This is a genomic window from Mycobacterium sp. TY814 (assembly GCF_030755175.1).
Classification (GTDB): Bacteria; Actinomycetota; Actinomycetes; order Mycobacteriales; family Mycobacteriaceae; genus Mycobacterium.
In genome coordinates, this window is sequence record NZ_JAUFRY010000001.1 from 2,424,732 (window position 1) to 2,447,100 (window position 22,369).

Annotated in this window: 22 protein-coding genes and 1 pseudogene; 10 read left to right on the forward strand and 13 right to left on the reverse strand. The window is 67.5% G+C overall.

Annotation, left to right across the window (positions count from 1 at the left end; translation table 11 throughout):
* Positions 1-11 precede the first annotated feature (11 nt).
* A complete protein-coding gene (locus tag QXH22_RS10740; protein WP_306242963.1) occupies positions 12-896 on the forward strand; it encodes a cyclopropane mycolic acid synthase family methyltransferase in 885 nt (294 codons plus the stop codon).
* A gap of 6 nt (positions 897-902) precedes the next feature.
* Here the strand turns inward: QXH22_RS10740 and QXH22_RS10745 are convergent, their stop codons facing one another.
* Positions 903-1,982 (reverse strand): hypothetical protein, encoded by a 1,080-nt coding sequence (locus QXH22_RS10745; RefSeq protein WP_306242965.1) that lies wholly within the window; start codon positions 1,980-1,982, stop codon positions 903-905.
* Positions 1,983-1,991: 9 nt separating this feature from the next.
* Positions 1,992-2,672: a class I SAM-dependent methyltransferase gene (locus tag QXH22_RS10750; RefSeq protein WP_306275559.1), complete on the reverse strand. Its 681-nt coding sequence runs from the start codon at positions 2,670-2,672 to the stop codon at positions 1,992-1,994.
* 27 nt (positions 2,673-2,699) lie between these two features.
* Between QXH22_RS10750 and QXH22_RS10755 the strand changes: the two genes are divergently transcribed.
* From QXH22_RS10755 to xylB, 3 genes are read left to right on the forward strand one after another with little or no spacing between them, the layout of a single operon-like run.
* Entirely contained in the window at positions 2,700-3,533 is an 834-nt protein-coding gene (locus tag QXH22_RS10755) for an AraC family transcriptional regulator (RefSeq protein WP_306275560.1), read from the forward strand.
* Complete coding sequence (locus tag QXH22_RS10760) at positions 3,530-4,924, forward strand: mannitol dehydrogenase family protein (RefSeq protein WP_306242971.1); 1,395 nt, start codon at positions 3,530-3,532, stop codon at positions 4,922-4,924. The genes QXH22_RS10755 and QXH22_RS10760 overlap by 4 nt, the downstream gene beginning before the upstream one ends.
* Positions 4,921-6,303 carry a xylulokinase gene (xylB, locus tag QXH22_RS10765; RefSeq protein WP_306275561.1) on the forward strand — a complete coding sequence of 461 codons (1,383 nt, stop codon included), beginning with the start codon at positions 4,921-4,923 and terminating at the stop codon, positions 6,301-6,303. Before QXH22_RS10760 ends, xylB begins: the two co-directional genes overlap by 4 nt.
* Here the strand turns inward: xylB and QXH22_RS10770 are convergent.
* Both QXH22_RS10770 and QXH22_RS10775 read right to left on the reverse strand, forming a co-directional pair.
* Positions 6,293-7,792, reverse strand: a complete 1,500-nt coding sequence (locus QXH22_RS10770) for a bifunctional phosphatase PAP2/diacylglycerol kinase family protein (protein ID WP_306275562.1) — start codon at positions 7,790-7,792, stop codon at positions 6,293-6,295. The two genes, xylB and QXH22_RS10770, sit on opposite strands and share 11 nt — an antisense overlap.
* Before the next feature lie 34 nt (positions 7,793-7,826).
* Positions 7,827-8,141: a hypothetical protein gene (locus QXH22_RS10775; RefSeq protein ID WP_306275563.1), complete on the reverse strand. Its 315-nt coding sequence runs from the start codon at positions 8,139-8,141 to the stop codon at positions 7,827-7,829.
* 95 nt (positions 8,142-8,236) lie between these two features.
* Here QXH22_RS10775 and QXH22_RS10780 point away from each other — a divergent pair, with 95 nt between their 5' ends.
* Positions 8,237-8,467, forward strand: coding sequence for a hypothetical protein (locus QXH22_RS10780; protein WP_306242980.1), 231 nt, complete (start codon positions 8,237-8,239; stop codon positions 8,465-8,467).
* Positions 8,468-8,491: 24 nt separating this feature from the next.
* Here the strand turns inward: QXH22_RS10780 and QXH22_RS10785 are convergent, their stop codons facing one another.
* Both QXH22_RS10785 and QXH22_RS10790 read right to left on the reverse strand, forming a co-directional pair.
* Positions 8,492-9,376 (reverse strand): family 16 glycosylhydrolase, encoded by an 885-nt coding sequence (locus QXH22_RS10785; RefSeq protein ID WP_306242982.1) that lies wholly within the window; start codon positions 9,374-9,376, stop codon positions 8,492-8,494.
* A 132-nt stretch (positions 9,377-9,508) separates the two neighbouring features.
* Complete coding sequence (locus tag QXH22_RS10790; protein WP_306242984.1) at positions 9,509-10,522, reverse strand: NADP-dependent oxidoreductase; 1,014 nt, start codon at positions 10,520-10,522, stop codon at positions 9,509-9,511.
* Positions 10,523-10,570: 48 nt separating this feature from the next.
* Between QXH22_RS10790 and QXH22_RS10795 the strand changes: the two genes are divergently transcribed.
* Positions 10,571-11,296, forward strand: coding sequence for a DUF3060 domain-containing protein (locus QXH22_RS10795; protein WP_306242986.1), 726 nt, complete (start codon positions 10,571-10,573; stop codon positions 11,294-11,296).
* Between the two features lie 128 nt (positions 11,297-11,424).
* Here QXH22_RS10795 and QXH22_RS10800 read toward each other — a convergent pair.
* The 4 genes and pseudogenes from QXH22_RS10800 to QXH22_RS10815 all read right to left on the reverse strand — a co-directional run bounded on the left by QXH22_RS10800 (position 11,425) and on the right by QXH22_RS10815 (position 16,848).
* Positions 11,425-12,670 (reverse strand): annotated as a pseudogene (locus QXH22_RS10800) (DUF222 domain-containing protein).
* Positions 12,671-12,847: 177 nt separating this feature from the next.
* On the reverse strand, positions 12,848-13,270 hold the full coding sequence (locus QXH22_RS10805; protein ID WP_306242990.1) for a hypothetical protein: 423 nt from the start codon (positions 13,268-13,270) through the stop codon (positions 12,848-12,850).
* Between the two features lie 32 nt (positions 13,271-13,302).
* A complete protein-coding gene (locus tag QXH22_RS10810) occupies positions 13,303-14,739 on the reverse strand; it encodes a hypothetical protein (RefSeq protein ID WP_306242992.1) in 1,437 nt (478 codons plus the stop codon).
* A 198-nt stretch (positions 14,740-14,937) separates the two neighbouring features.
* Positions 14,938-16,848, reverse strand: a complete 1,911-nt coding sequence (locus QXH22_RS10815; protein ID WP_306275564.1) for an Hsp70 family protein — start codon at positions 16,846-16,848, stop codon at positions 14,938-14,940.
* Positions 16,849-17,042: 194 nt separating this feature from the next.
* On the opposite strand from QXH22_RS10815, the gene QXH22_RS10820 reads away from it, so the two are divergent.
* Positions 17,043-17,549 (forward strand): nuclear transport factor 2 family protein, encoded by a 507-nt coding sequence (locus QXH22_RS10820; protein WP_306275565.1) that lies wholly within the window; start codon positions 17,043-17,045, stop codon positions 17,547-17,549.
* Between the two features lie 7 nt (positions 17,550-17,556).
* On the opposite strand, the gene QXH22_RS10825 is transcribed toward QXH22_RS10820, so the two are convergent.
* Both QXH22_RS10825 and QXH22_RS10830 read right to left on the reverse strand, forming a co-directional pair.
* Entirely contained in the window at positions 17,557-18,213 is a 657-nt protein-coding gene (locus tag QXH22_RS10825; protein ID WP_306242997.1) for a L,D-transpeptidase, read from the reverse strand.
* A gap of 43 nt (positions 18,214-18,256) precedes the next feature.
* On the reverse strand, positions 18,257-18,922 hold the full coding sequence (locus QXH22_RS10830) for a phosphatase PAP2 family protein (RefSeq protein ID WP_306242999.1): 666 nt from the start codon (positions 18,920-18,922) through the stop codon (positions 18,257-18,259).
* Between the two features lie 57 nt (positions 18,923-18,979).
* Between QXH22_RS10830 and QXH22_RS10835 the strand changes: the two genes are divergently transcribed.
* Genes QXH22_RS10835 through QXH22_RS10845 form a run of 3 tightly spaced genes read left to right on the forward strand, consistent with a single transcriptional unit; the run spans position 18,980 to position 21,556 of the window.
* Entirely contained in the window at positions 18,980-19,462 is a 483-nt protein-coding gene (locus QXH22_RS10835) for a hypothetical protein (RefSeq protein ID WP_306243001.1), read from the forward strand.
* 24 nt (positions 19,463-19,486) lie between these two features.
* Positions 19,487-20,155 carry a 5,6-dimethylbenzimidazole synthase gene (gene bluB, locus QXH22_RS10840; protein WP_306243003.1) on the forward strand — a complete coding sequence of 223 codons (669 nt, stop codon included), beginning with the start codon at positions 19,487-19,489 and terminating at the stop codon, positions 20,153-20,155.
* Positions 20,156-21,556, forward strand: coding sequence for a sulfatase (locus tag QXH22_RS10845; RefSeq protein ID WP_306243004.1), 1,401 nt, complete (start codon positions 20,156-20,158; stop codon positions 21,554-21,556).
* Here QXH22_RS10845 and QXH22_RS10850 read toward each other — a convergent pair.
* Complete coding sequence (locus tag QXH22_RS10850; RefSeq protein WP_306243006.1) at positions 21,545-22,327, reverse strand: trans-aconitate 2-methyltransferase; 783 nt, start codon at positions 22,325-22,327, stop codon at positions 21,545-21,547. The two genes, QXH22_RS10845 and QXH22_RS10850, sit on opposite strands and share 12 nt — an antisense overlap.
* Between the last annotated feature and the right edge of the window lie 42 nt (positions 22,328-22,369).

Here is a 22,369-nt window from a genome sequence, read left to right on the forward strand (position 1 = left end):
AAGTTGCCCTAATGCCTGAGAACAAGAATGAATCCGATACTTTGAAGCCATATTTCGAGGACGTCCAAGCGCACTACGACCTCTCCGACGAGTTCTTCAAGATCTTCCTGGACCCGACGCGCACCTACAGTTGCGCATATTTCGAGCGCGACGACATGTCGCTCGAAGAGGCGCAGATCGCCAAGGTGGACCTCTCACTCGGCAAGCTCGGATTAGAACCCGGCATGACGCTGCTGGACATCGGTTGCGGCTGGGGTACGACGATCATCCGCGCGCTCGAGCAGTACGACGTGAACGTGATTGGCCTGACGTTGAGCCGCAACCAGCAAGCGCACACCCAGCGACGGCTCGACGAGCATCCCAGTCCGCGCAGCAAGCGCGTGCTGCTGCAGGGCTGGGAACAGTTCGACGAAAAAGTGGACCGGATCGTATCCATCGGCGCCTTCGAGCATTTCGGGCGTGACCGCTACACCGACTTCTTCGCGATGGCCTATGAGGCGCTTCCCGCCGACGGTGTGATGCTGCTGCACACCATCATCCAGCCCAGCGAGGAGGAGTTCGCCGAACGCGGGCTGCCGATCACCATGACCAAGCTGCGGTTCATGAAGTTCATCATGGACGAAATCTTCCCGGGCGGAGACCTCCCCGCCGCCAAGACCGTCCAGGAGCACGCCGAGCGAGCGGGCTTCTCGCTCAACCGGTTGCAGCAGCTGCGCCCGCACTACGCCCGTACCCTCGACATCTGGGCCAGCGCGCTGGAAGCCAACCGCGACGAGGCCATCGCCGTTCAGTCGCAAGAGGTTTACGACCGGTACATGAAGTACCTGACCGGGTGCGCCGACCTGTTCCGCGAGGGTTACACCGACGTCGCGCAGTTCACCCTGGCCAAAGGCTGACCCCGGTCATTCGTTGCGGATGCAGTCGTAGGTGAGCGGGACGTCAGCGCCGAGGTTGACAACTTCGAACTCCTCCACGCCGATGTTGTTGAAAGACTGTGCCGTGATGCCCAATTCGGACCACTTCTTACTGCTCGTCCGATCGTCGGCGAAAGTGAGCGGCACCTGACCGCCGTCGGCGAGCAGCATGCCGTACTTCTTGAGCGCGGCGATCACCACCCGCTCGGAGGCGGAGAAGTGTGACTCGTCGAAACCGGCGCGCAACCGGAACCGCACGCCGTAGGGCGGCGCATTAGGGTCGGTGCTGGCCGGCCCGCCTGCATGGGTAGCAGGCCGGACGTAGACGCCGGCCTTCATCCGGTCATTGGGGAGAATGAAGCGGATCGCGTGATTTATTGCGCCGGAAGCGACTTCGTCGGCAGTGGGGGTCATGGCCGCGATCGGGAAACCCGCCGCGTCCGCACTGGTGCACTGGTCGCCGCGCAGGGTATCGGGATAGTCCCTGGTGAGGTCCCAGGTGAAAAAGCCTTGCGCCGTAAGGTCTTCCCCGGACCGGCCACCGTGGTAGATCTCATAGAGCGTGTGCCGGCCCCGGTCGACGACCAGCAGATGGCAGTCTTCCTGGCCTTGAGTGGCACCGCTGGTGTCACACGTGAGACTGGACGAACCTTCGAAGTAGGCGTTCGCCGGCACCGGCATCTCGGCGGGTACGGAGTCGCAATCCGGCCCGTCGTAGCAGTATTCGTCGGTGCCGACCACCTGCATCCGGCGCGCGTTACCGTCGGCGAAGAACACCGGGATGGAGAAATCCGCCTGCAGCCCTCCGGTTCCCCAGCCGCCCGCCGCGCTCAGCGCATGAATGATCGCATCCGAGCGGCCCGACTTTGCGGCGCCGGAGACATCGACGTTCCACGGCACCGCCGTGCTGAACAGCACCCCGGCCGGCACCGGCGTGTTGTGAGGTGCGGAGCCGGCACCGGGCGGCGCGTCCGAACTCGAGGTCGGTGGTTTCGAGTGGCAGCCGGCAACCAGAACGGTCGCCGAACACAGGATCGCCAGCGCCTTTGCCGGTCGCGCAAGGTACATCGTCTGACATTAGCGGCTCGCCTGGTCCGCCGAAACCGGTCGCGTTGCCCGGTACAGGGAGATGGACCCGGAAACAGTCCTGGTCGCCGACACTTCGGCGACATCGGCGAAACCGGCCCGCGCGATCAACCCCGGCAGGATTCCGTCCGCGTTGGGTTGGGTGTCCTGTTTGCCGTCGGCGAACTGCACGATCCGGAAACCCAGGCGCATCAGTGCATCGCGCTGTACCCCGAAGTCGGCGATCACGAGTTCGCCGCCGGGCCGCAGCAGTGCGAACATGGTGCCGATGATCGCCGTCTTCATCGGCACCGGGCATTGATGCAACACCAGGCTGGACACCACCTTGTCGGCGATGCCGGGTCCGATCCGCTCGACGGCCCGGTCACCCATGGCCTGAACGAACTCGACCTCGACTCCGGCCCGGCGCACCTTCGCTTCTGCTATCGCCAGCACCTGGGGGTCGGGGTCCACCCCGACGACTCGGGCGTCCGGCTGCTGCTGCTTCATCCTTATCGCCAATGATCCTGTGCCACAGCCGATATCGACGACAGTGTCACGCGGCTTCAGTGCGAGCTGCGCGATGGCGGCGCATCGCCACCGGTCTTCGCGCGTGAGCAGCGCGATCACGGCGTCGTAGTACCTGGTGTACTTCGGGTTTCCCGCGGCGGGCGTAAACGACTGCGCTGACATGACACTCAGTCGTACCATCGGAGAGTCATGACATTCTCTGCACAGACGGCCACAGTCTTGTCCTGCGCGGACACTCCGGTATTGATCGATATGCGGCAGGGTGGCGCCTGCAGGGCCGGCGCGTTCGTCTACGAGGGCGAGCGCGTCACGACCGCGCGCCACGCCCACGACCTGCACCAGCTGGAGTACGTGGTGCAGGGCGTCCTGGAAGTGGAGACCGATGCCGGCGCGTACGTGTTGTCCGAGCGGCAGGCCGCGTGGATCCCAGCGGGGCTGGGACACATCAGCACCATCGACACCCGGGTGCGCTCGGTCTCCATATTCCTGCACCCGGTCTACCTGCAGCCCAGCCGGCCGGGCGCCGGGATCGTGATGGTCTCGCCCCTGATCCGGCAGATGATCATCTACTCCTGCCGGTGGCCCATCAACCGGGATTCGTCCGACCCGGTGGCCGAGGCGTACTTCCACTGCTTCGCCGAGTTACTGGCCGAGCTGCTGGCTTCGCAGAGCCCGTTCAGCCTCCCGACGACCACTCATCCGCAACTCGCCCTGGCGTTGAAGCACACGCGGAATACGTTGTCGGACATTACTATTGATGACGCCGCCGCCGCTGCGGGCATGTCGTCACGTTCGTTGCGGCGATTGTGTCATCGCGAGTTGCAGATGACCTGGCGCGACTACACGCAACAAGCCCGCCTGATGCGGGCGGCGGCGCTGCTCGCCGACTCGGAGTTGAGCGTGCTGCAGGTCGCCACCCGGGTCGGCTTCGACAGCGCCAGCTCGTTCACCCGGGCATTCCGAAGCGCGTGGGGCCTGCCCCCGTCCGCCTACCGTCGCCACGGCAGCGAGTTTCCGGCATGAAACTCAACGCACAGAACCTGAGCGCGCTGCAGATTCCGAAACCCACCTACGATCGCAGCCGGATCAAGGTGGGCATCGTGCATTTCGGTGTCGGCGGCTTCCACCGCGCCCATCAGGCCATGTACGTCGACCGGCTGCTCAGTCAGGGGACCGCACGCAAGTGGGGAATCTGCGGGGTCGGGGTGCTGCCCCGCGACCGCCGGATGCGCGACGCGCTGCGCGACCAGGATCATCTGTACACCCTGACCCTGGCACATCCCGACGGCACCCGGGAACCTCGAATTATCGGCTCTATCATCGACTTCCGCTATGCGCCAGATGATCCCGAGTCGGTGATCGAGCTGCTCGCCGATCCCGGCGTACGCATCATCACGCTGACCATCACCGAAGGCGGATACAACGAACCGCTGAGTCCCGTCTTCGCTCTGGTGACCGAGGCGCTGAACCGGCGGCGCCTGCGCGGCCTGAAATCCCCCACCATCGTGTCCTGCGACAACATCGTCGGAAACGGGCACATCGCCCGGCAGGCGTTCACCTCCTACGCCGAAACGTCCAATCCCGCACTCGCACAATGGATGGACGAGAACACCAAGTTTCCGAACTCGATGGTCGACCGGATCACACCGGCCACCACCCCCGACGTGATCGAAAGCCTGACAACCGAATTCGGAGTCGACGACGCCTGGCCGGTGATCACCGAACCCTTCGCCATGTGGGCCCTCGAGGACGACTTCGCCGACGGGCGGCCACCCCTGGACCGGGCCGGCGTCACGTTCGCCGAGGACGTGTCCCCATACGAAGCGATGAAGCTGCGGCTGCTCAACGCCAGCCATCAAGGCCTCTGTTACTTCGCATATCTGGCCGGGTACCGCTTAGTGCACGACGCCGCCCAGGACCCGCTGTTCGCCGAATTCCTCTGGCGTTATATGGATTGCGAGGCGATGCCGACACTCACGCCGGTGCCCGGGCTGCGGGAGTTCAAGGATGGGCTGCTCCCCCGGTTCGCCAACGCCCACGTCCGCGACACGGTCACCCGCCTGTGCGCCGAATCGTCGGACCGGATCCCCAAGTGGCTGCTGCCGGTGGTCCGCGACAACCTGCGCTCCGGCGGCCCGGTGCAGTTGTCCGCGGCCATCGTCGCCAGTTGGGCCCGCTACGCCGAGGGGGTCGACGAGCAGGGCCGCCCGATCGACGTGGTGGATCCGCGGGCGGAAACGCTGATTCCGATCGCCCGCTCGCAGCGCACCGATGCTTCGGCGTTTCTGGCCAACAGGTCCATCTTCGGCAATCTGATCGAGGAACCCCGCTTCGTGGAGCCCTATCTGTGGACGCTGGACTCGCTGCACCGCGACGGCGCCCGCGCGACGGTCGCGAAGCTGTTGCGAACGTGACCCTGGTCGCCGGCATCGACTGCTCGACCCAGTCCTGCAAGGTTCTGGTGTGCGACGCCGATACCGGCGCGGTGCTTCGCCAGGGCCGGGCCGCCCACCCCGACGGCACCGAAATAGACCCGGCCGCATGGGAATCGGCGGCGGGGCAGGCGATCGCCGCGGCGGGCGGATTCGACGACGTGGCAGCGGTATCGGTCGGCGCACAGCAGCACGGCATGGTGTGCCTGGACTCCGCCGGTGCAGTCGTGCGCCCCGCGCTGCTGTGGAACGACGTGCGCTCGGCTGGGGCAGCACGCGACCTGGTGGACGAACTGGGCGGACCGCAGGAGTGGGCGCACGCCGTCGGACTGGTACCACTGGCCGCGGTCACGGTCGCGAAACTGCGCTGGCTCGCCGACCACGAACCTCACCACGCCGACCGCACGGCGGCGGTGTGTCTGCCGCACGACTGGCTGACCTGGCGGCTGCGGGGCGAGTCCGACCCTGCGGCACTGACCACCGACCGCAGCGACGCCAGCGGCACCGGTTACTTCGACGCCGAGACCGGCCGGTACCGCGCCGACCTGCTCGAACTGGCGCTGCGGGGGCGCAGTCCGGCACTGCCACGCGTGCTGCGTCCCTCCGAATCAGTCAGCGGTGCAACACTGTTCGGAGCCGGCCTGGGTGACAATGCCGCCGCGGCGCTGGGCCTGGGCGCGGTAACAGGCGACGTGATCGTCTCGATCGGAACCTCCGGTGTGGTGTGCGCCGTGGCCACCGCTGCGGTACGTGACGATCAAGGTTTTGTGGCCGGGTTCGCCGACGGCACCGGCCGTTACCTTCCCCTGGTGTGCACGCTGAACGCGGCGCGGGTGCTCGACGCGGCGGCGAGGATGCTGCGGGTCGACCACGACGAGTTGTCCCGGCTGGCACTTTCGGCGCCACCGGGCAGTGCGGGCCTGGTGCTTGTCCCCTATCTGGAAGGTGAGCGAACACCCAACCGGCCCAACGCCAGTGGCGCGCTGCACGGGCTTCGGGTCGCCAATGCGACGCCGGCCAACCTGGCCAGGGCGGCGGTCGAGGGCATGCTGTGCGCACTGGCCGAGGGCCTCGCCCAGCTCACCGCGCACGGCGTCAGCGTGCGCCGCCTCCTGGTGATCGGTGGCGGGGCGCAATCACGCGCGGTGCGCGAGATCGCGCCGAGCGTGTTCGGCATGCCCGTATTGGTGCCCACCCCAGCCGAATACGTCGCTCTGGGTGCGGCGCGGCAGGCGGCCTGGGCATGCAGCGGATCAGCGGAACCGCCCGCCTGGTCACCACCCGCGGCACGCGAGTATGCGGCCGACGCCGCACCGTGGATACTCGAGCGCTACGCGCAGGTGCGAGATCTCACCGAATGAGCGGAAGCGGGCGGTAGACCGGCAGGGCGCGGTACTTCGAGGCGAAGGTGGCTTTGTCGTACTTTTCGCCTATCTCGCCGTCATGGGCCACCACGGTGGGTCCGTCGACGGCGGTGAAGGTGAACTCCGGCACCTGCATCTCGTGGTAGAGCGGGCTGCGTTCCAGCCGGCCCAGCGCCAGTGCGCTCAGGATCCTGGTCCTGGCCAGCCGGCGACCGGTTTCCAGAATGCGCACGTCGATCAGGCCGTCGTCCATCCGGGTGCGCCGTGACGGCGCGAATCCCGTTGGCAGATAAAGCGAATTGCCGATGAACATCAGGGAGGTCTGCAGCGTCTTGTTGTCGTAGCTGATGCGCACGGGCTGGCCGTTGAGCAAGGTGTGCAGCATCGCGTACATGCCGGCCAGCGGCTTGCCGATGCGCTTCTCGAGCTTCTCCCGCTCTTGGACGAAGGCGGGATAGGCGCCGATGCTGGCGGTGTTGACCACCATCTGACTCTCGTTGAGGCACATCATGTCGACGTAGGCCACGCTGCCACGCCGGATCGCCTCGATGGTCTTGGCGGTGGAGTCGCAGCCGATGTCCTTGGCGAAGTGGTTGAAGGTCCCGCCCGGGAACACGGCCAGCGGCACACCCGCGTCGGCAGCGACCGCCGCAGCCGCGGCGACGGTGCCATCGCCCCCGCCCACCGCCAGCACCTCGGCGCGCTCGGCGGCGTCGCGCAACACCTGCACCGGGTCGTCATCGGGGTCGAGTTCGACGATCTCCGCTGCGGACAGCTGGTCGCGAACCTCCTCGGCGACGCGGGCACCGCTGCCGCTGTTCGACGCCGGGTTGACGACCAGCACCACCCCGGCGCCGTCGGGACGTTCCGGGACGTCCGCCCGCAGTGGTTCGGTTTTCGGCAACGCGGTCTCGACGATCGGCGGGACCAGCCGGCTACCCAGCACGGCGATGCCGGAGCCGATGCCGAATCCGATGACGACATCACCCGGGTAGTGCGCGCCGACCGCCACCCGGGACAACCCGACCAGGCTGGCCAGCAACGCCAACCCGAAACCCAGCGTTGGGTTCTCCAGGCCCACCCCGACGGCGAATGCGGCGGCGCTGGCGGAGTGCCCCGAGGGCAACGAATTCGACGTCGGGCGTCGCCGCACCCGCCGGACCAGCGGCACCGAATCGTAGAGCGGACGCGGCCGCCGGCGGACCCGCTTGGCGACCTGATTGGTCACCAGGCTGGTGACGCCCAGCGACACCAGCCCGCGCGTGGCGCCGCGCTGCGCCGAGTGCTTGCCCGATGCGAGCAACAACGCGCCGATCGCAAACCACAGCTTGGAATGGTCGGCGGCCCGGGTCAGCGGCGGCATCGCCTTGTCGAGCAGCGGAGTGGGGCTCTCGGCGACCGCCTCGAACAGTTCGCGATCGAGAGCGCCCAAACCACGGGTGATCTGTTTGACGCTACGCAGCGGTCGTATCGGCCGTTCGCTCATTGGCTCCACCCTAACGGTGGCGGGTGGCAGAACCTCACGGCCGCTCACCTTTTCGGCGCAGCGTCCAGGCCGGCACCCAGTGCGTCACCGACTTCTGCCGGGCGCCGAACTCCACCGGGTAGGTCACCAGCCCCCACCAGTCGCCCTGTTCGCATAGCCCCCAGCAGCTCAGCCTGCCTTCGACGACCTTGTGCAACTGCAGGCCGTTCGGGTGATAGCGGCCGGAGCGGTGCGGCTCGCGCGGGAACAACACCGTCAGATCCACCAGCACCGGCACCGACGGCCGTACCGGGCGGAAAGGTCCGCGGAGCGGTTGCCCGTTGTACCCGATCGACGCGAGCCGCCCCATTTTTCGATCATACGTTCGAACGGGGTGTGGTCACAGTTTCGGTTTCGCCGGATCGGGCAACACGAGAGGCAACAGTGTCTGAAGGGGGCTCGAAGATGAAGACCATGTTCGCTGCCGGGATTCTGACGGCCGGCGCCGCGCTGCTCACCACCGCAGTAGCCGTAGCCAACGCCGATGAAGTGCAGGTCGAAGGCAGTTACGCGACGCTAGCGGCCTGCCAGGCGGACGGCCCGCACGTGGAGATCACTCACAACGACGGGGCTTACACCCACTGGGACTGCCGCCAGGGCGACGATGGGCTCTGGTACCTGCACCTGTCGAACTAGGGCACACCCGTCGAAACTCGGGCGTCAGAAGACGCGCACCCAGTCGACGAGCATGTCCTGCGGGTAGCTGCCGGCGGCCGGGTCGCCGCCGCCTGAGCCACCGACGGCCAGGTTGAGGACCGGGAACACGGTGTAGTCCGGGTCGTTGAACGGCCACTCCTTGAAGGGCTCGTCCAGGTTCTCGATACCGGTGGCCGGGACCGAGAAGTACGGGGCCATGCCGTCGGCATAGTCCACCCAGAAATACATCCCGGTGACGTCCCACTTGACGCGCCAGTTGTGCCAGCCGCCGTCGACGCCGATCGGGTTGGTCTCGAACGCGGTGCCGTCGGGGTTGGCGTGCACGGTGGTGCCCGAAGGCCACGTGCCGTTGCCGTACCACTCGATCAGGTCGATCTCGCCGCTGCGGCCCGGATCGTCGTTGGACAACCACCATGCCGGCCACATGCCCGGAGCCAGGCAGTTGAATTTAATCCGCGCTTCCCAGGTGGTGCCGACGCCGCCGCGCCACAAGCCGTGCACCAGGCCGCCGAAATAGCCGCCGTGGCCATCGTGGGTGGCGCGCAACACCAGGTTGGAATTGCCGTCCAGGAACACATTCTGGCGGCTGTCGCGGTACTGCCCCCAGAACTGCGGCTGGTCGAATCCGACGGGATTGCGGATCGGCGTCCGGAAGTTCGAGATCGCCCACTTACCGGGGTCGGGTGCAGAACCGGCCGGTCCGTCGAACTCGTCGTGCCAGATGAATCCACCGGCCGCTCCGGCCGCGGGGGCGGCCGGCACCGGCGCTGGGCCGGCGGGTGCGGCCGGCCGGGACGGGCTGGCGTTTGCTATCGGGGCCGCGGTCGCGGCCGCCAGTGCGCTGAATCCCGCCATCATGAGCATGCGGCGACGGTCCATCTGTGGCATGGCATGGAAGATAGCAGCCCGCTGCGCGTTGCGTTGACTCCGGCGAGGCGGTGTCTGCGTCGCTCCAGGTCAGTGCGGCAAGCTTTTCGCACGGTGGCCACCGGATGACGTCACGTCAGCGCGGGCGTGGACTCAACCCGGCTCGCTGATCTTGACCAGCGTCTTGCCGATATTCGCCCCGGTGAAAAGTCCGTTGAGAGCGTCGACGCACTGTTCGATGCCGTCGTAAATGGTCTGTCGGTGCCGCAGGCGCCCCTCGGACTCCCACTGGCGCAGGTTGGCGAACGCCTCGTCGAAGCGGCCCCACTGATCGAGTGCGTTGAAGCCCTGCATGGACGCGGTCTTGGACAGCAGATTCACGTAGTTGGCCGGTCCCGGGTGCTCGCCGGTGAGGTAACTGGAGATGACACCGCAGAGCACCACGCGCGCCTTGGACGCGATCCGGCCCAGCACCGCGTTGAGGATGGGTCCGCCGACATTGTCGAAATAGACGTCGACGCGACGCGGACAGTGCTCTTTGAGTCCGGCCACCACGTCGTCGTTCTTGTAGTCGATGCACGCGTCGAACCCGAAGTCCTCGACCACCGCCCGGCACTTCTCGGGGCCGCCCGCGATACCCACCACCCGGGCGCCGGCGATCTTGGCGATCTGCCCTGCGACCGAGCCGGTGGCGCCCGCCGCGGCGGAGACCACCACGGTCTCCCCCGGTTGCGGGCGGCCGATGTCGGTCATGCCGAAGTAGGCGGTGGCGCCCGTGGGCCCGTACACCGACATGATGGCCAGCTGGTCGTCCTCGCCCGGGATGGGTGTGCTGAAGATGTCGTCGCGGATGACCACATACTCCTGGAAGCCGGTCAGCGTGGTGACGATGTCGCCGACAGCGTAAGCAGCGCAACGTGATTCGACGACTTCGCCGATTCCCGCCGCCCGGATCACCTCACCCAGCTGCACCGGCGGCAGGTAGCTGGGCTGGTCGTCGAGCCAGGTGCGCAGAGCGGCGTCGATGCCCACGTAGGTGGTGCGCAGCAGAGCCTCGCCGTCGGCGAGTTCCGGCGCCGGACGGGTGACCAGCTCGGTGTCGTCCGGCTGCACCAGACCGGAGGGGCGGCGGCGCAACAGGATCTGGCGATTCGGCAACTCGGGCACGACGCCGAGCCTATTCCGCGACGTCGCCGATATGGGAGCATCTCAGGCATGAAACCAGAGGATGACCCGGAAGCCCGGATCCGGGAGCTGGAGCAACCCCTGGCTGATCAGGCACGCGCCTCCGAATCGGGCTACGGTCTCGGCTCCGCCGGCGGTTACGACTACCCGCCTCCTCCGCCGGGGCCGGTACCGCCGCCCATGCCGTCCAACATGCCCCCGCCGGGCTACGGCTACAGCAGCCCGTACTCCTCCGGCAGCACCCCCCGGTCATCATCGGGCATGCGCTGGTTCTGGATCCTGGCCGCGGTCGGCGTCCTCGGCGTGCTTGTGCTGGTGGGTGGCATCGCCGCCTACGCCGCCCACCAGTTCTCTCACGACGACCTCGTCGTGCCGTCCCCGACCGAGAGCACCTCGGAGTCGCCCGGCACCGTGCCGAGCCGGACCGCACCCTCCACCGGCAAGACGCACGCGCCGAGCGCGGGTCCGTCCCCGTCGGCCACCGCACCGGCCGGCGAGGAGGTCACGATCTCGGGCATCAACGAGAACAAGACCGTCGCCTGCACCGGCAATGTGATCAACATCAGCGGCATCTCCAACACGGTGACACTCACCGGCCACTGCGCGACGGTCAATGTGTCGGGCCTGCAGAACGTCGTCACCGTCGACAACGTGGACACCATCGAAGCCGCCGGGCTGAACAACAAAGTCGTCTATCACTCCGGCTCGCCGAAGATCAGCAAGAGCGGCAGCGGGAACGTCGTCGAACAGGGTTGACTCAGGTCAGGCAACCCGGGCGCTCGGCGTGACACGCCGGTGCGCCGATGCGCCGATGCGCCGATGCGCACATTAACTCTATGCGCCGCAACATGTTTGAGCCTCGACCCGTGGCTGACAGAAGGGCTTTAGTTGGTGGTGGGTGGTGGTTTGGGTTCGAAGGGGGTGTACCACTTCCATTGGGCGCGTTCGCCACTGGGCCCGCGGTAGGGCGGGACCTGGGGTGGGGTGCTGGTGGGTGGGCGGGCCAGGGACCCGGGGCGCAGGATGTCGCCGTCGCGGTCGGTCACGGTCAGGTGCTCGGCGTCACCGGAGATCGTGATCTCCCCGCGGTGATGCAACCGATGGTGATACGGGCAGACCAACCAGGATCAGATTGATCAGCTCGGTGGGGCCACCGTGCTCCCAGTGCCGGATGTGATGAGCATGCAGGCCGCGGGTCGCCCCACAACCGGGCACCGCGCAACAGCGGTCGCGGTGCTCCAACGCACGGCGCAACCGCCGGTTGACCGTGCGAGTCGTCCGCCCGGCCCCAATCGGCCGGCCCTCGCGCTCGAACCACACCTCACAGGTGGCATCACAACTCAGGTACTGGCGCTGGCCCTCCCTCAACAACGGGCCCAGGTGCAGCGCGCCCGCGGGCTTGTCGACATCGACGTGCACCACCACCGTCGTGTGCGCGGCGTGCGGACGCGCGGCAGCCTCGGCATCCCAACCCGCCTCCACCAGCCGCAAGAACGCATCCAGCGTGTCCGGCATCGGCGGCGCCGACTCCGACTCACCGCGTTCGGCGCGATCACTCTTCCATTCGGCGACCAAGGCCTCCCGATGCGCGCCCAGCGCCGCCTCAAACGTCGCCGCCTCGGTGTGCGGCAACGTGATCCGCCAGCACGTGGACTCCTCAGTGCCGGTCTTGACGATCGCCGGCTGCCGGCGCGGATCAGGCTTAGGACGCGGCTCACACTTGATCGCGGTCCGCAGCTGATTGACCGAGGCATGCCGCGCCAACTGCTCATAATGAGCATCCGAGCCGTCCCCAGCCCGCGCCGCGATCACCCCCACCTGATCCAGCGACAACCGCCCCTCCCGCAAACCCGCCACACACCGCGGAAACTCCGCCACCCGATGCGCCACCGCCGTCACCGTCTGCGCGTTCGCCGGCGAACACCCCAACTTCCACGCCACCACCGCCGCCACCGACCGCGCCCCCGTCATCCCACACAACCCGTCACGATCCAACTCCGCGACGATCTCCACAATCCGCCCATCAATCGCGTTGCGCTGCCCCGCCAACTCCGCCAACTCCTCAAACAACACATCCACACGCTTCACCGCAGGCCTCTGAAAAGAGCCCGCCAAGGCCGTCACCGACATAACCCCATCCTCCCAACGGGGTACGACATCGAGATTCTGTGTGAGTCCGCGATTCGCCGTGGCCGCGACAGTCAGCCGCCGTGCCGCTGACCGCACAACATTGCGTACAGATCGAGGCCGCGGAGATGGCTACCTGTTCGGCGCTGCCCCGATATTCGGCAAGACGACCGGCAGAGACTACGCAGGATCGCTGTCTGCGTCTTTGGCCGGGGCATCCGTCGGATCGTCGAGCACGCTGACCGCGATGCCGTACGGCAGGAACCGCACCTTGCGCTTGGGGTCGGTGTTGTTCTTGTTGGCGCGCAGCGCGTCGAGTTCGTTGGCGTAGACCTGCTCGACCCGGGCGCCGCCGTCGGCGTCCACCGTGTAGATGGCCCAGACGCCGTCACCGGCCTCACCGGTGGTTTCGGGTTCCGGGCGGCTGCGGCGGGAGAGGTCCTCAAAGAGCAACGACCAGCCCGGGCGCCCGCCGGGCGACCCGACATATCTGCTGATCCGCTCGAACGCATCACGCAGACCCTCGGTGCCCTCCCGGATCACCCGATCGAAATCCTCGGGATCGAACCCGAAGCCGCCGCCCGATCCACCCTTATCGCTCATAGGCCCAGTCTGCGCTCAACCCGGCGGTTCCGCTACGGCCCCGGCTCCGCGGGCGGGGCCGGTGGCGGTGGCGGGTTGATCGGGATCGGAATCGACACGAACGGCAGGTGCAGGTACATCGTCATGACCGGAGTCGGTGGCGCTGCCGGCGCCGGGGCGGCCGGTGCGGGCGCCGCCGGCGGCGGCGCCGACGGCGGGGCAGCCTGTTGCACCGGCGCCTGCACCGGTGGGGCCGCCTGCTGGGTGGGCTGCCGGCGCGGCGCGGGCGCCACATAAGCCGGCGCCTGCGCGGGCCGGGTCACGGTCTGCGGCGGCGCCTGCTGAATCACAGGTGGCGCCGGGGGCGCTGCCGCGACCTGCACGGGCGGCGGCGGGACCGGCGTGGCGCTCGGCGGCGGTGGTGCCGCGCTGGGGGCAGGCAGCAAAACCTGAGCCGGCAATTCGGTGGCGGGCGCCTGGGCCGCCGGTGTCTCGACGCTCTGACGCGGACTGGGCTGCTGGGCCGCGGTCGGGCGGACATGCGAGCCCAGCGAGACGATCAGCACCCCGGCCACCACCGCCGCGACTCCGGCGATGGCCGCACTCACCAGCACCAATGGCTTGCGCCGGGTGTCGGTCTCGGGTTCGGCGGCCGGGTCGGTCTCCTCGTCCACCGCGCTGTAAGCCAGCGCGCCTTCACTGACTCCGGCCATGGCGCAGACATCGAGGTAGCTGGGGGTGAGCGCGCGGGGATTCACCTCACCGGTGCCCGGATCCAGCGCGTAGGCCAGTGCGGACGTCGAGGAAGCGAACAGCGGCGCATTCGCGGATGCCAGCGCGGCGCCCCTGGCCAGCGCCATCTCCGGCTCTTCGGGGCAGCTGACCACCAACGACGTCGCGGCCTCCACAGCCGGCTTCACGCCGACGATGTCGACGCCACATCCGATGAGGAACACGCCGTCGGCCCGCGAACCCGGCGCGTCCAGCCCGGCGACCATCGTCACCAGCCCCGCCGCCGGCGATTCCTCGCTCACGGACTGGCGGTGCAGGTCGACGATCGAGCCGTCGGCGATCTCGACGACGGCGAGCGTGGCGTTGCCGGCCTCGACGAACAGCATCGCGATGTGCTCGTAATCGAGGGCGGCGCCCACCGTCTGCGCCAACGCGGCCGCGGCGAGCAGCGGCGACACCAGCATCACACTGCCGACCTCGCGCGCGGCGAGCTCGAGCCGCAGCGCGGCGACCTCGGTGGGGTCCGTCCAGGTGACGCCGGTGGAGGACAGCTGATAGCCGCCCTCGGCCGCGCCTTCCCGGGTGCCCACCAGCGCGGCGATCACCCGGTCGGTCGCCGCGTCACCGCCGTCTGGGCCCTCCTGGGTAGTGACGTCGATGCTGTCTTCCTCGACGGTCGCGCCGTCAGCATTCGCGCCCTCGATCAGCACCATCCGGACTGCTGAGGTCTCCATCGATACCCCAAGCACGATGTCCATAACCCCTCCAAGCCATGTGCAAGCTGGTCACGGGGTCTAGGCGGACCGGCGCACCGCGCGGGCCGCCGTCGACAGATGTCCGCCCCACTGCTGGAGCGACCGATTCAGCTGGCCTGTATGCAGTTTGCCAGCTCAAACCCTACTCGCGCACATCGAGGCAGGGAGCGATTCCTATGAAGCTCAAATGAGAAGCGCCGGTCAGGGACCCCCTGGCGAGGAGAACGGGTTCTGCGGATTGGCGTTCTGCGGCACCTGGTTGGCGGGGGCCTGGTTGGCTGGCACCTGGTTGGCCGGCACCTGGATCGGGATCGGCAGCGGGAGCAGTGGGACGTGCAGCCACTGCGTCGTCATTTTCACCGGCGGCGGCTCCGAGGTGGCGGGGGCCTCTGCCGCGCTGGGCGCCTCGGCCGCGCTGGGCGGCTCGCTGGTGGAGGGCGGCTCGGAGGTGGGCGGCGTGGTGGTGGCGACGGGCGGGTGTGTGGTGGTGGGCGGCGGAGCCGGCCTGGTCGTCGTCATGGCGGGAGACGGTGGAGGCGGTGGTGGGGGCGGCGGCGTCTCGACACTGGTAGGTGCAGCCGCACTGGGAACCGCCGCCTCGGTGGGCGGTGGCGGCAGCGGACTGGGGGCTGCCGGACTGGTCGGGATCGGATTGGGCAACTTCGCGCTCGGCGATACCGGCGGGGGTGCGACGGTGGGCACGATCGGCGCCGGGTGATGAGTGTGACGTTGCTCGACGGCGGTCAGCGTGATCGCAACCCCGCCGACCGCGGTCATCGCGACCGCGGCGCACAGACCAATCAACAACTGCGACACCCGCAGCCGCCGCCGCGGCGCCTTGGGCGGGTCGATGATGTTGAGCCGCATGGAGAAGCAGGGGCCGTCTTCGTTGTAGGAGTCGCCCTGGAAGGGGGTCGGCACCTCGGGGAACTCGGTCTGCGACCAGGCCAGCTCGCGATCGGTCAACGCGTCCTGGTCGATCACCATCACGTCGCCGGCCGGAAGGTCGATCACGCTGGTGCCGGCGGCCTTGGCGCCCGCAGCCAGCAGCCCGATGGAGGTCCGGGTCCGCAGGTCCATCAGGTCATTGCGCGTCGCCATCAGCAGAGCACCTTTGGCGGCCGCACTCACCGGGTCCGACGCGGTCAGCACCGGCAGCCGAGTGTGGAACGAAAGGCGTTGGCTGACAAGCGGAATGTTGGCACCGCCTCCGACAGTCACCACCGCCGCCAGGTCGGCGAAACTGGAATTGTTGCGGGCCAGCATGTCATCGAAGGCGTAGATCAGGCCGGTCAGCCGGTCGGCGATCAGATCGTCGAACCTCTCCCGGGTCAGCTCGAGCGCGGCGCCGGCGCCAGAGAGCTCCGCCGCCAGTTCCGTGACGGCATCGGTGGACAGCCGCTCCTTGGCCTCCCGGCACTGCTCCCGCAGCGCACCGAGCTGACCGAGAACCGCGGTGCCGGCCGTGTCGATGTCCCCGTGACCCAGCTCGTCGATCATGTGCAACAGCAGCGCCTGGTCGATCTGGTTTCCGGAGAAGTCGTCGTAACGCATTGTGGCGCTGACGGGTTCGAACTCATCCTTGGTTTCCAGCAGCGTGACGTAGGTGCCGGAGCTGCCGAAGTCGAGCAACCCCACCACACCCCCGGTGGGCACGCCGACCTCCGCGTTCACCGCCGTCAGAGACGCGATCGCATCCGGCACCAGCCTGGGCGCCATCCCGCTGCGGACGAACCCCACGTGGGTTCGCAGGGCGTTGCGCAAGGCTTGCACGGTTGCCGGTTTCCAGTGCGCCGGAACGGCAATCGTGATGTCGGCGGAACTCGCATCGGCACCGACGGCGACCACCATCGCGTCGAGCGCCTCGACCGTCAGCAGGTCGGGGTCATGCGCGGATCCGTCCGGGGATATCAGCGCCACGGAGTCGCCGATTCGTTCCACGAAGGCACTCATCAGGGTGCCGGGATCGGCCGAATTCTCGCCGAACACACCAAGTTTCGGGGCGCAGTGCGGATACAGGGTGAGCACAGCGCGACGGATGACCGGAGAACTTCCGTTCGCCGCCGCAACCAGGTTCATGGTCCCGATCGACAACCCCAGCGGGTCGTACATATAGCCATGCTTTCGTCGATAGGGGTCGGTAGCCAGCGTTAACCTTAGCCGCGGAGTTACCGAATGTGGTTCGGCGGCAACGTCATTGGTATCTGGTCGATGCCGTGTCGTCATCGAAAAGGTATGTTCGGCACCATTGACAAAGCGCCTCCCGTCGCGTCGCGTCCCGGCCCTCCCGCAGCCCGGCCGGCGCGGTGTGCTGCAATGAGCCGGTGAGCCTCTCCGAATACCCCGTGGCAGACATCGAAGCGATCAAACAGGTCAAGTACCGCTACCTGCGGGCGATGGATACCAAGCACTGGGACGACTTCGCCGAGACGATGACCGAGGACATCGTCGGGGCCTACGGCTCGTCGCTGGGCAAGGAACTGCACTTCGACAACCGCAAGGACCTGGTGGAGTACCTGAGCTCAGCCATGGGGCCCGGTGTCGTCACCGAGCACCGGGTGAATCACCCGGAGATCACCGTCGACGGCGACACGGCCTCGGGCATCTGGTATCTGCAAGACCGGGTGATCGTGGCCGAATTCAACTTCATGCTGATCGGTGCGGCGTTCTACCGCGACCAGTACCGGCGCACGCCGGACGGGTGGCGGATCAGCGCGACCGGCTACGACCGCACCTACGAGGCGACGATGTCGGTGGCGGACCTGAAGTTCAACGTCAAACCCGGCCGTGCCCGCGCGGACGTGAGCGAATAGCGTTCGCCTACTTCGCGATCGCGATCACCGCGCCGGGGCGCAACCACTTGATGATCGACACCAGCGTGGCGTCGTCGATCGCGACGCAGCCCTCGGTGGGCCCGCCGTCAGTTGTGTGAAAGAAGAACGCGGCACCACCGCCGGGCACCTTGTTCTTGTTGACGCCCATCACTACCGCGTGCTTGTACTGCGGGATCTGCAGATTCTCGCTTTCGGCGGTGTCGAAGGGACACTGCGCCTTCTGGCACACCTGCATGCTGTTGAAGGTGGGGCTGTGGTCGTCACCGCTCCACCAGTGGTTCGGTCCGACCTGCGTGTAGGGCAGGCCCCCACCGGGATTCGGTGCGGTGCCGAATGCCGAGTCCAGGCTGTACACACCCATCGGGGTGGCCGGGTAGCCGCTCTTGGCCTGCGGCGCCATACCCGCCGAGCCGACGTGGGTGGGGATCCCGGTCTTCAGCGGCTGCCAGCCGGCCGCGGTGCGTTGATAGATGTCCATCTTCGCGTTCGACCCACCGGTCGACACCACCGAAACCACCTGTGTCGCATTGCCGACGGAGTTCGCGAACCAGGGATTGCCGGCGGCCCCGGCCACCGGTGCGAACATGCCTGCCACCACGAACGCGCACACGACAGCACAAAGCTGAGCGAGCAGTCGGCGCATGCATCAATCGTCAGACCCGCCGTAGCGCAGGGTCAAGTAAAGGTTAAGCCCCGGTTGGGTCACGGGGCTGTGACCCGGGCCGAAAACCCCAGAGACACAACATGAAATACACATAGCCCAGCGCCCAGCCGGCGATCACGTCCGAGGGGTGGTGCACGTTGAGCGCCACCCGGGCCACCCCGACGATGAACACGCCCAACCCGGCCAGCACCATCAAGACGATCCGTGCCTGCCCGCTTTTCACCACCGGCAGCCCCAGCGCCAGCAGCGCCAGCAGACTGCACATCGCCTCCAGCGCATGCCCGGACGGAAACGACGTCTCGGACGCGTACACCAGGGCGGTGGTGGGTCGCGGACGCCCGGCCAGATTTTTGGCCACCAGGGTGATGAACCCGTTCAGCGGCCCGCACAGCATCAGCAGCAGCGCCATCCGCACCCGTCGTCGCACCAGCGTGAACACCATGGCCGCCAAGGTCACCAGCCGCAGCGGAATCGGGCCCAGCACGAAGGACACGATGACCCAGAACCGCACCCAGCCCGCGTGCTTGATCCCGATGTCGTGCGCCGGGTTCAGCAGCGCCCAATCGAAATCGTGCAGCCAGACCCAGTGCTGCCGGTGGCCCACCCACAGCGCGGCGTAGAGCACCACCGCCGCGAAGGCCAGCCATGCAGACCACGAAAGGCGCTGGACAATTCGTGGGCTGGTCATCGGCTACATCGATACAGGCTCGGTGCACCGAACGCCAATCGGACACATACTGGCGTCATGCCCGTGATTCTTCGTAGGTTGTTCGGCGTCGGTAAGTTGCCCGCGGAGCTGCATGCGCAGGTGGAGGCCGAAGGCCTCATCCATCTCGCCGAGTTCGTCGCAGTCACCAGGCGGTTCAGCGGCTCCATCCCGGGTCTGCGGTCCCAGGGCAGCATCGCCAGTTACGTGGGGTCCCTTGCGTTCACCGAGCAGCGGGTGCTCGCGACGATGTCGGTGGTGCCCAAACTGGCCGGGCGGGTCGTGGACGTCCGCTGGGACGAAGCGCAGGTGGGTGCGGCGAAGGCGGAGATTTCCGCGACCGGATTACAAGTCGACCTGGACACCGCCGCGGTCGACGAACGGTTCCACGGTCATCTCTCGCTGCATTTCAAGGACTCCCTGGACGAGGATGTGCTGGCCCGCCTGCCGCGGCGGTCGCTGGCGTTCGACGTGCCGCCCGAATACGTGTTCCGGGCGGTGGGCGTCAGCTACAGCCCGTGACGGCCACGTTTCTACGATGACCGGATGACCGATTACGCGTATAGCGCGGCCGAGCGGCGCGCCGTGTACCGCGTGATCGCGGAACGACGCGACATGCGCCGCTTCCGTCCGGGCGCGCGGGTTCCCGAGGAGGTGCTGAGCCGGCTGCTGCAGGCCGCGCACGCGGCACCCAGCGTGGGTCTGATGCAGCCGTGGCGTTTCATCCGGATCACCGACGGTGACCTTCGACGGCGCATTCACGGGCTCGTCGACGAGGAACGCAAGCTCACCGGCGCGGCGCTGGGCCAGCGGGAGGCCGAGTTCCTGGCCCTGAAAGTGGAAGGTGTGCTGGAGTGCGCAGAACTGCTGGTGGTGGCGCTGTGCGAGGACCGGGAGACGCACATCTTCGGCCGGCGCACGCTGCCGCAGATGGATCTCGCGTCGGTCTCCTGCGCGATCCAGAACCTGTGGTTGGCGGCACGCTGCGAGGGCCTGGGCGTCGGCTGGGTGTCGCTGTTCGATCCGCACCGGCTGGCGGCGTTGCTGGGCATGCCCGACGGCGCCGAACCGGTGGCCATCCTGTGCGTGGGGCCGGTGCCGGAATTCCCGGAACGCCCGGCGCTGGAGCTCGACGGCTGGACGACGGCGCGACCGCTGCCGGAGTTCGTCTCGGAAAATCAATGGCAGACTCCTCAGAACGAAAGGACGGTGTGAATGGGTGACTCGGCAACAGCCGCGCAGAATGTCCTGCTCGTGCACTGGCACGACCTCGGGCGCTACCTCGGTGCCTACGGCCACCCGGACGTGTCGAGCCCACGACTGGACCAGTTGGCCGCCGAGGGCATCCTGTTCACCCGGGCCCATGCCACGGCGCCGCTGTGCTCGCCGTCGCGCGGCTCGCTGTTCACCGGCCGCTACCCGCAGAGCAACGGCCTGCTCGGGTTGGCCCACCACGGTTGGGAATACCGCACCGACGTGCGGACCTTGCCGCAAATACTTTCCCAATCAGGTTGGTATTCAGCACTTTTCGGTATGCAGCACGAGACGTCATATCCCAAGCGGCTTGGTTTCGACGAGTTCGACGTGTCGAACTCCTACTGCGAGTACGTGGTGGAGAAGGTCGGAGAATGGCTGCAGGACAGCCCTGCTGACCTGTCCGGCCAGCCATTTCTGCTGACGGCCGGCTTCTTCGAAACCCACCGGCCCTACCCGCACGATCGCTACGAACCGGCCGACAGCGCGAGCGTACAGTTGCCGGACTACCTGCCGGACACACCGGAGGTACGCGGCGACCTGGCCGACTTCTACGGGTCGATTACCACCGCGGATGCGGCGGTGGGCCAGATTCTGGACACGCTGTCGCAGACCGGTCTGGACGCCAGTACCTGGGTGGTCTTCTTCACCGACCACGGCCCGGCATTCCCGCGCGCCAAGTCCACCCTCTACGACGCCGGAACCGGCATCGCACTGATCATCCGGCCACCGACCAGCCTGGGCGTGGCGCCGCGGGTGTACGACGAATTGTTCAGCGGCGTCGACCTGTTGCCCACGCTGCTGGGCCTGTTGGGCATCGAGGTGCCCGGCGACGTCGACGGCGTGTCGCACGCGGACGCGCTGTTGGCACCCGAAGAGGTCGCTCCGGTGCGCGATCACGTCTACACCACGAAGACCTACCACGACTCCTTCGACCCGATCCGTGCGATCCGCACCAAGGACTACAGCTACATCGAGAATTACGTCCCCCGGCCGCTGTTGGACCTGCCATGGGACATCGAGGAGAGCCCGTCGGGAATCGCAGTCGCTCCGTTCGTCAGCGCGCCCCGGCCCGAGCGCGAACTCTACGACCTGCGAACGGACCCGACCGAGACCACGAATCTGCTGGCCGGCGATTCTCCGGGTGACTCCGATGACGTCGCGGCCGATCTTGCCGTCCGGCTGCACGATTGGCGTCAGCGCACCGGTGACGTGATTCCCTCGGAGTTCGCCGGCACCCGGATCTCGGTGCGCTACACCGAAACGTATCTGAAGATCCACCGCTCGGCAGCGACCAGCCGCTCGGCGATCGCGGTCGACCGCGGCATCGAAGACGAGGTCGAGCCCGGGTTAACCAGTTGAGCGGCGGCCGTCCACCTGCGCCACGATGAACAGCCGGCGGAACGGGAAGATCGTGGTGCCGTCGGCGCGGGGCGGATAGGCGTCGTCGAGCAACGGGATCAGCTCCTGACGGAACTGGTCGAAGCCTTCGTCGTCAAGGCGCTCGCGCACCGGCACCAGCGCGGTGCCGGTGATCCATTCCAGCACCGGGTGCTCGCCGGTGAGCTGATGCAGATAGGTGGTCTCCCACGCGTCGACGCGGCAGCCCGCATCCATCAGCAGATCCGCGTAATGGGTGGGCGGGTGGACCACAGCGCCCACGCGAAACGGTATGTCGCGCATGATCTTTGCGTACGGCTCACGGCGCGCCAGCGCACGCACGGCGGCGTGCGACGGAGTGTCGAAATTGCCCGGGATCTGAACCGCGATCCAGGATCCGCCCGGAAGCTGACCGACCCACTTGAGCAGCAGGTCGGAGTGCTCGGGCACCCAGTGCAGCGCCGCGTTGCTCACCACGACGTCGGTGTCGGGCTGCGGCTTCCAGTTGCGCAGGTCGGCGGTGACGGCATCGATCCCGCGTTCGCGGGCCGCGGCCACCATCTCCGGAGAGCTGTCGATGGCCTCGATCACCGCCTGCGGCCAGCGCTTGGCCAGGTACCGGGTCAAGTTGCCGGGACCGCAACCGAGGTCGACCACCCGCCGCGCCCGGTCCGCGCCCACCCGCGACACCAAGTCGTAGAACGGCCGGCTGCGATGATCCGCAAAGGCCAGGTAGACGTCGGGATCCCACATATCGGTCCTCCTGATCGACACCTGCACTTAAGGGTGTCACCA

Coding starts and splice junctions, on each gene's coding strand:
- QXH22_RS10740 (WP_306242963.1), top strand. CDS start 12: ATGCCTGAGAACAAGAATGAATCCGATACTTTGAAGCCATATTTCGAG.
- QXH22_RS10745 (WP_306242965.1), bottom strand. CDS start 1,982: ATGTACCTTGCGCGACCGGCAAAGGCGCTGGCGATCCTGTGTTCGGCG.
- QXH22_RS10750 (WP_306275559.1), bottom strand. CDS start 2,672: ATGTCAGCGCAGTCGTTTACGCCCGCCGCGGGAAACCCGAAGTACACC.
- QXH22_RS10755 (WP_306275560.1), top strand. CDS start 2,700: ATGACATTCTCTGCACAGACGGCCACAGTCTTGTCCTGCGCGGACACT.
- QXH22_RS10760 (WP_306242971.1), top strand. CDS start 3,530: ATGAAACTCAACGCACAGAACCTGAGCGCGCTGCAGATTCCGAAACCC.
- QXH22_RS10770 (WP_306275562.1), bottom strand. CDS start 7,792: ATGAGCGAACGGCCGATACGACCGCTGCGTAGCGTCAAACAGATCACC.
- QXH22_RS10775 (WP_306275563.1), bottom strand. CDS start 8,141: ATGGGGCGGCTCGCGTCGATCGGGTACAACGGGCAACCGCTCCGCGGA.
- QXH22_RS10780 (WP_306242980.1), top strand. CDS start 8,237: ATGAAGACCATGTTCGCTGCCGGGATTCTGACGGCCGGCGCCGCGCTG.
- QXH22_RS10785 (WP_306242982.1), bottom strand. CDS start 9,376: ATGCCACAGATGGACCGTCGCCGCATGCTCATGATGGCGGGATTCAGC.
- QXH22_RS10795 (WP_306242986.1), top strand. CDS start 10,571: ATGAAACCAGAGGATGACCCGGAAGCCCGGATCCGGGAGCTGGAGCAA.
- QXH22_RS10805 (WP_306242990.1), bottom strand. CDS start 13,270: ATGAGCGATAAGGGTGGATCGGGCGGCGGCTTCGGGTTCGATCCCGAG.
- QXH22_RS10810 (WP_306242992.1), bottom strand. CDS start 14,739: ATGGACATCGTGCTTGGGGTATCGATGGAGACCTCAGCAGTCCGGATG.
- QXH22_RS10815 (WP_306275564.1), bottom strand. CDS start 16,848: ATGTACGACCCGCTGGGGTTGTCGATCGGGACCATGAACCTGGTTGCG.
- QXH22_RS10825 (WP_306242997.1), bottom strand. CDS start 18,213: ATGCGCCGACTGCTCGCTCAGCTTTGTGCTGTCGTGTGCGCGTTCGTG.
- QXH22_RS10830 (WP_306242999.1), bottom strand. CDS start 18,922: ATGACCAGCCCACGAATTGTCCAGCGCCTTTCGTGGTCTGCATGGCTG.
- QXH22_RS10835 (WP_306243001.1), top strand. CDS start 18,980: ATGCCCGTGATTCTTCGTAGGTTGTTCGGCGTCGGTAAGTTGCCCGCG.
- bluB (WP_306243003.1), top strand. CDS start 19,487: ATGACCGATTACGCGTATAGCGCGGCCGAGCGGCGCGCCGTGTACCGC.
- QXH22_RS10845 (WP_306243004.1), top strand. CDS start 20,156: ATGGGTGACTCGGCAACAGCCGCGCAGAATGTCCTGCTCGTGCACTGG.
- QXH22_RS10850 (WP_306243006.1), bottom strand. CDS start 22,327: ATGTGGGATCCCGACGTCTACCTGGCCTTTGCGGATCATCGCAGCCGG.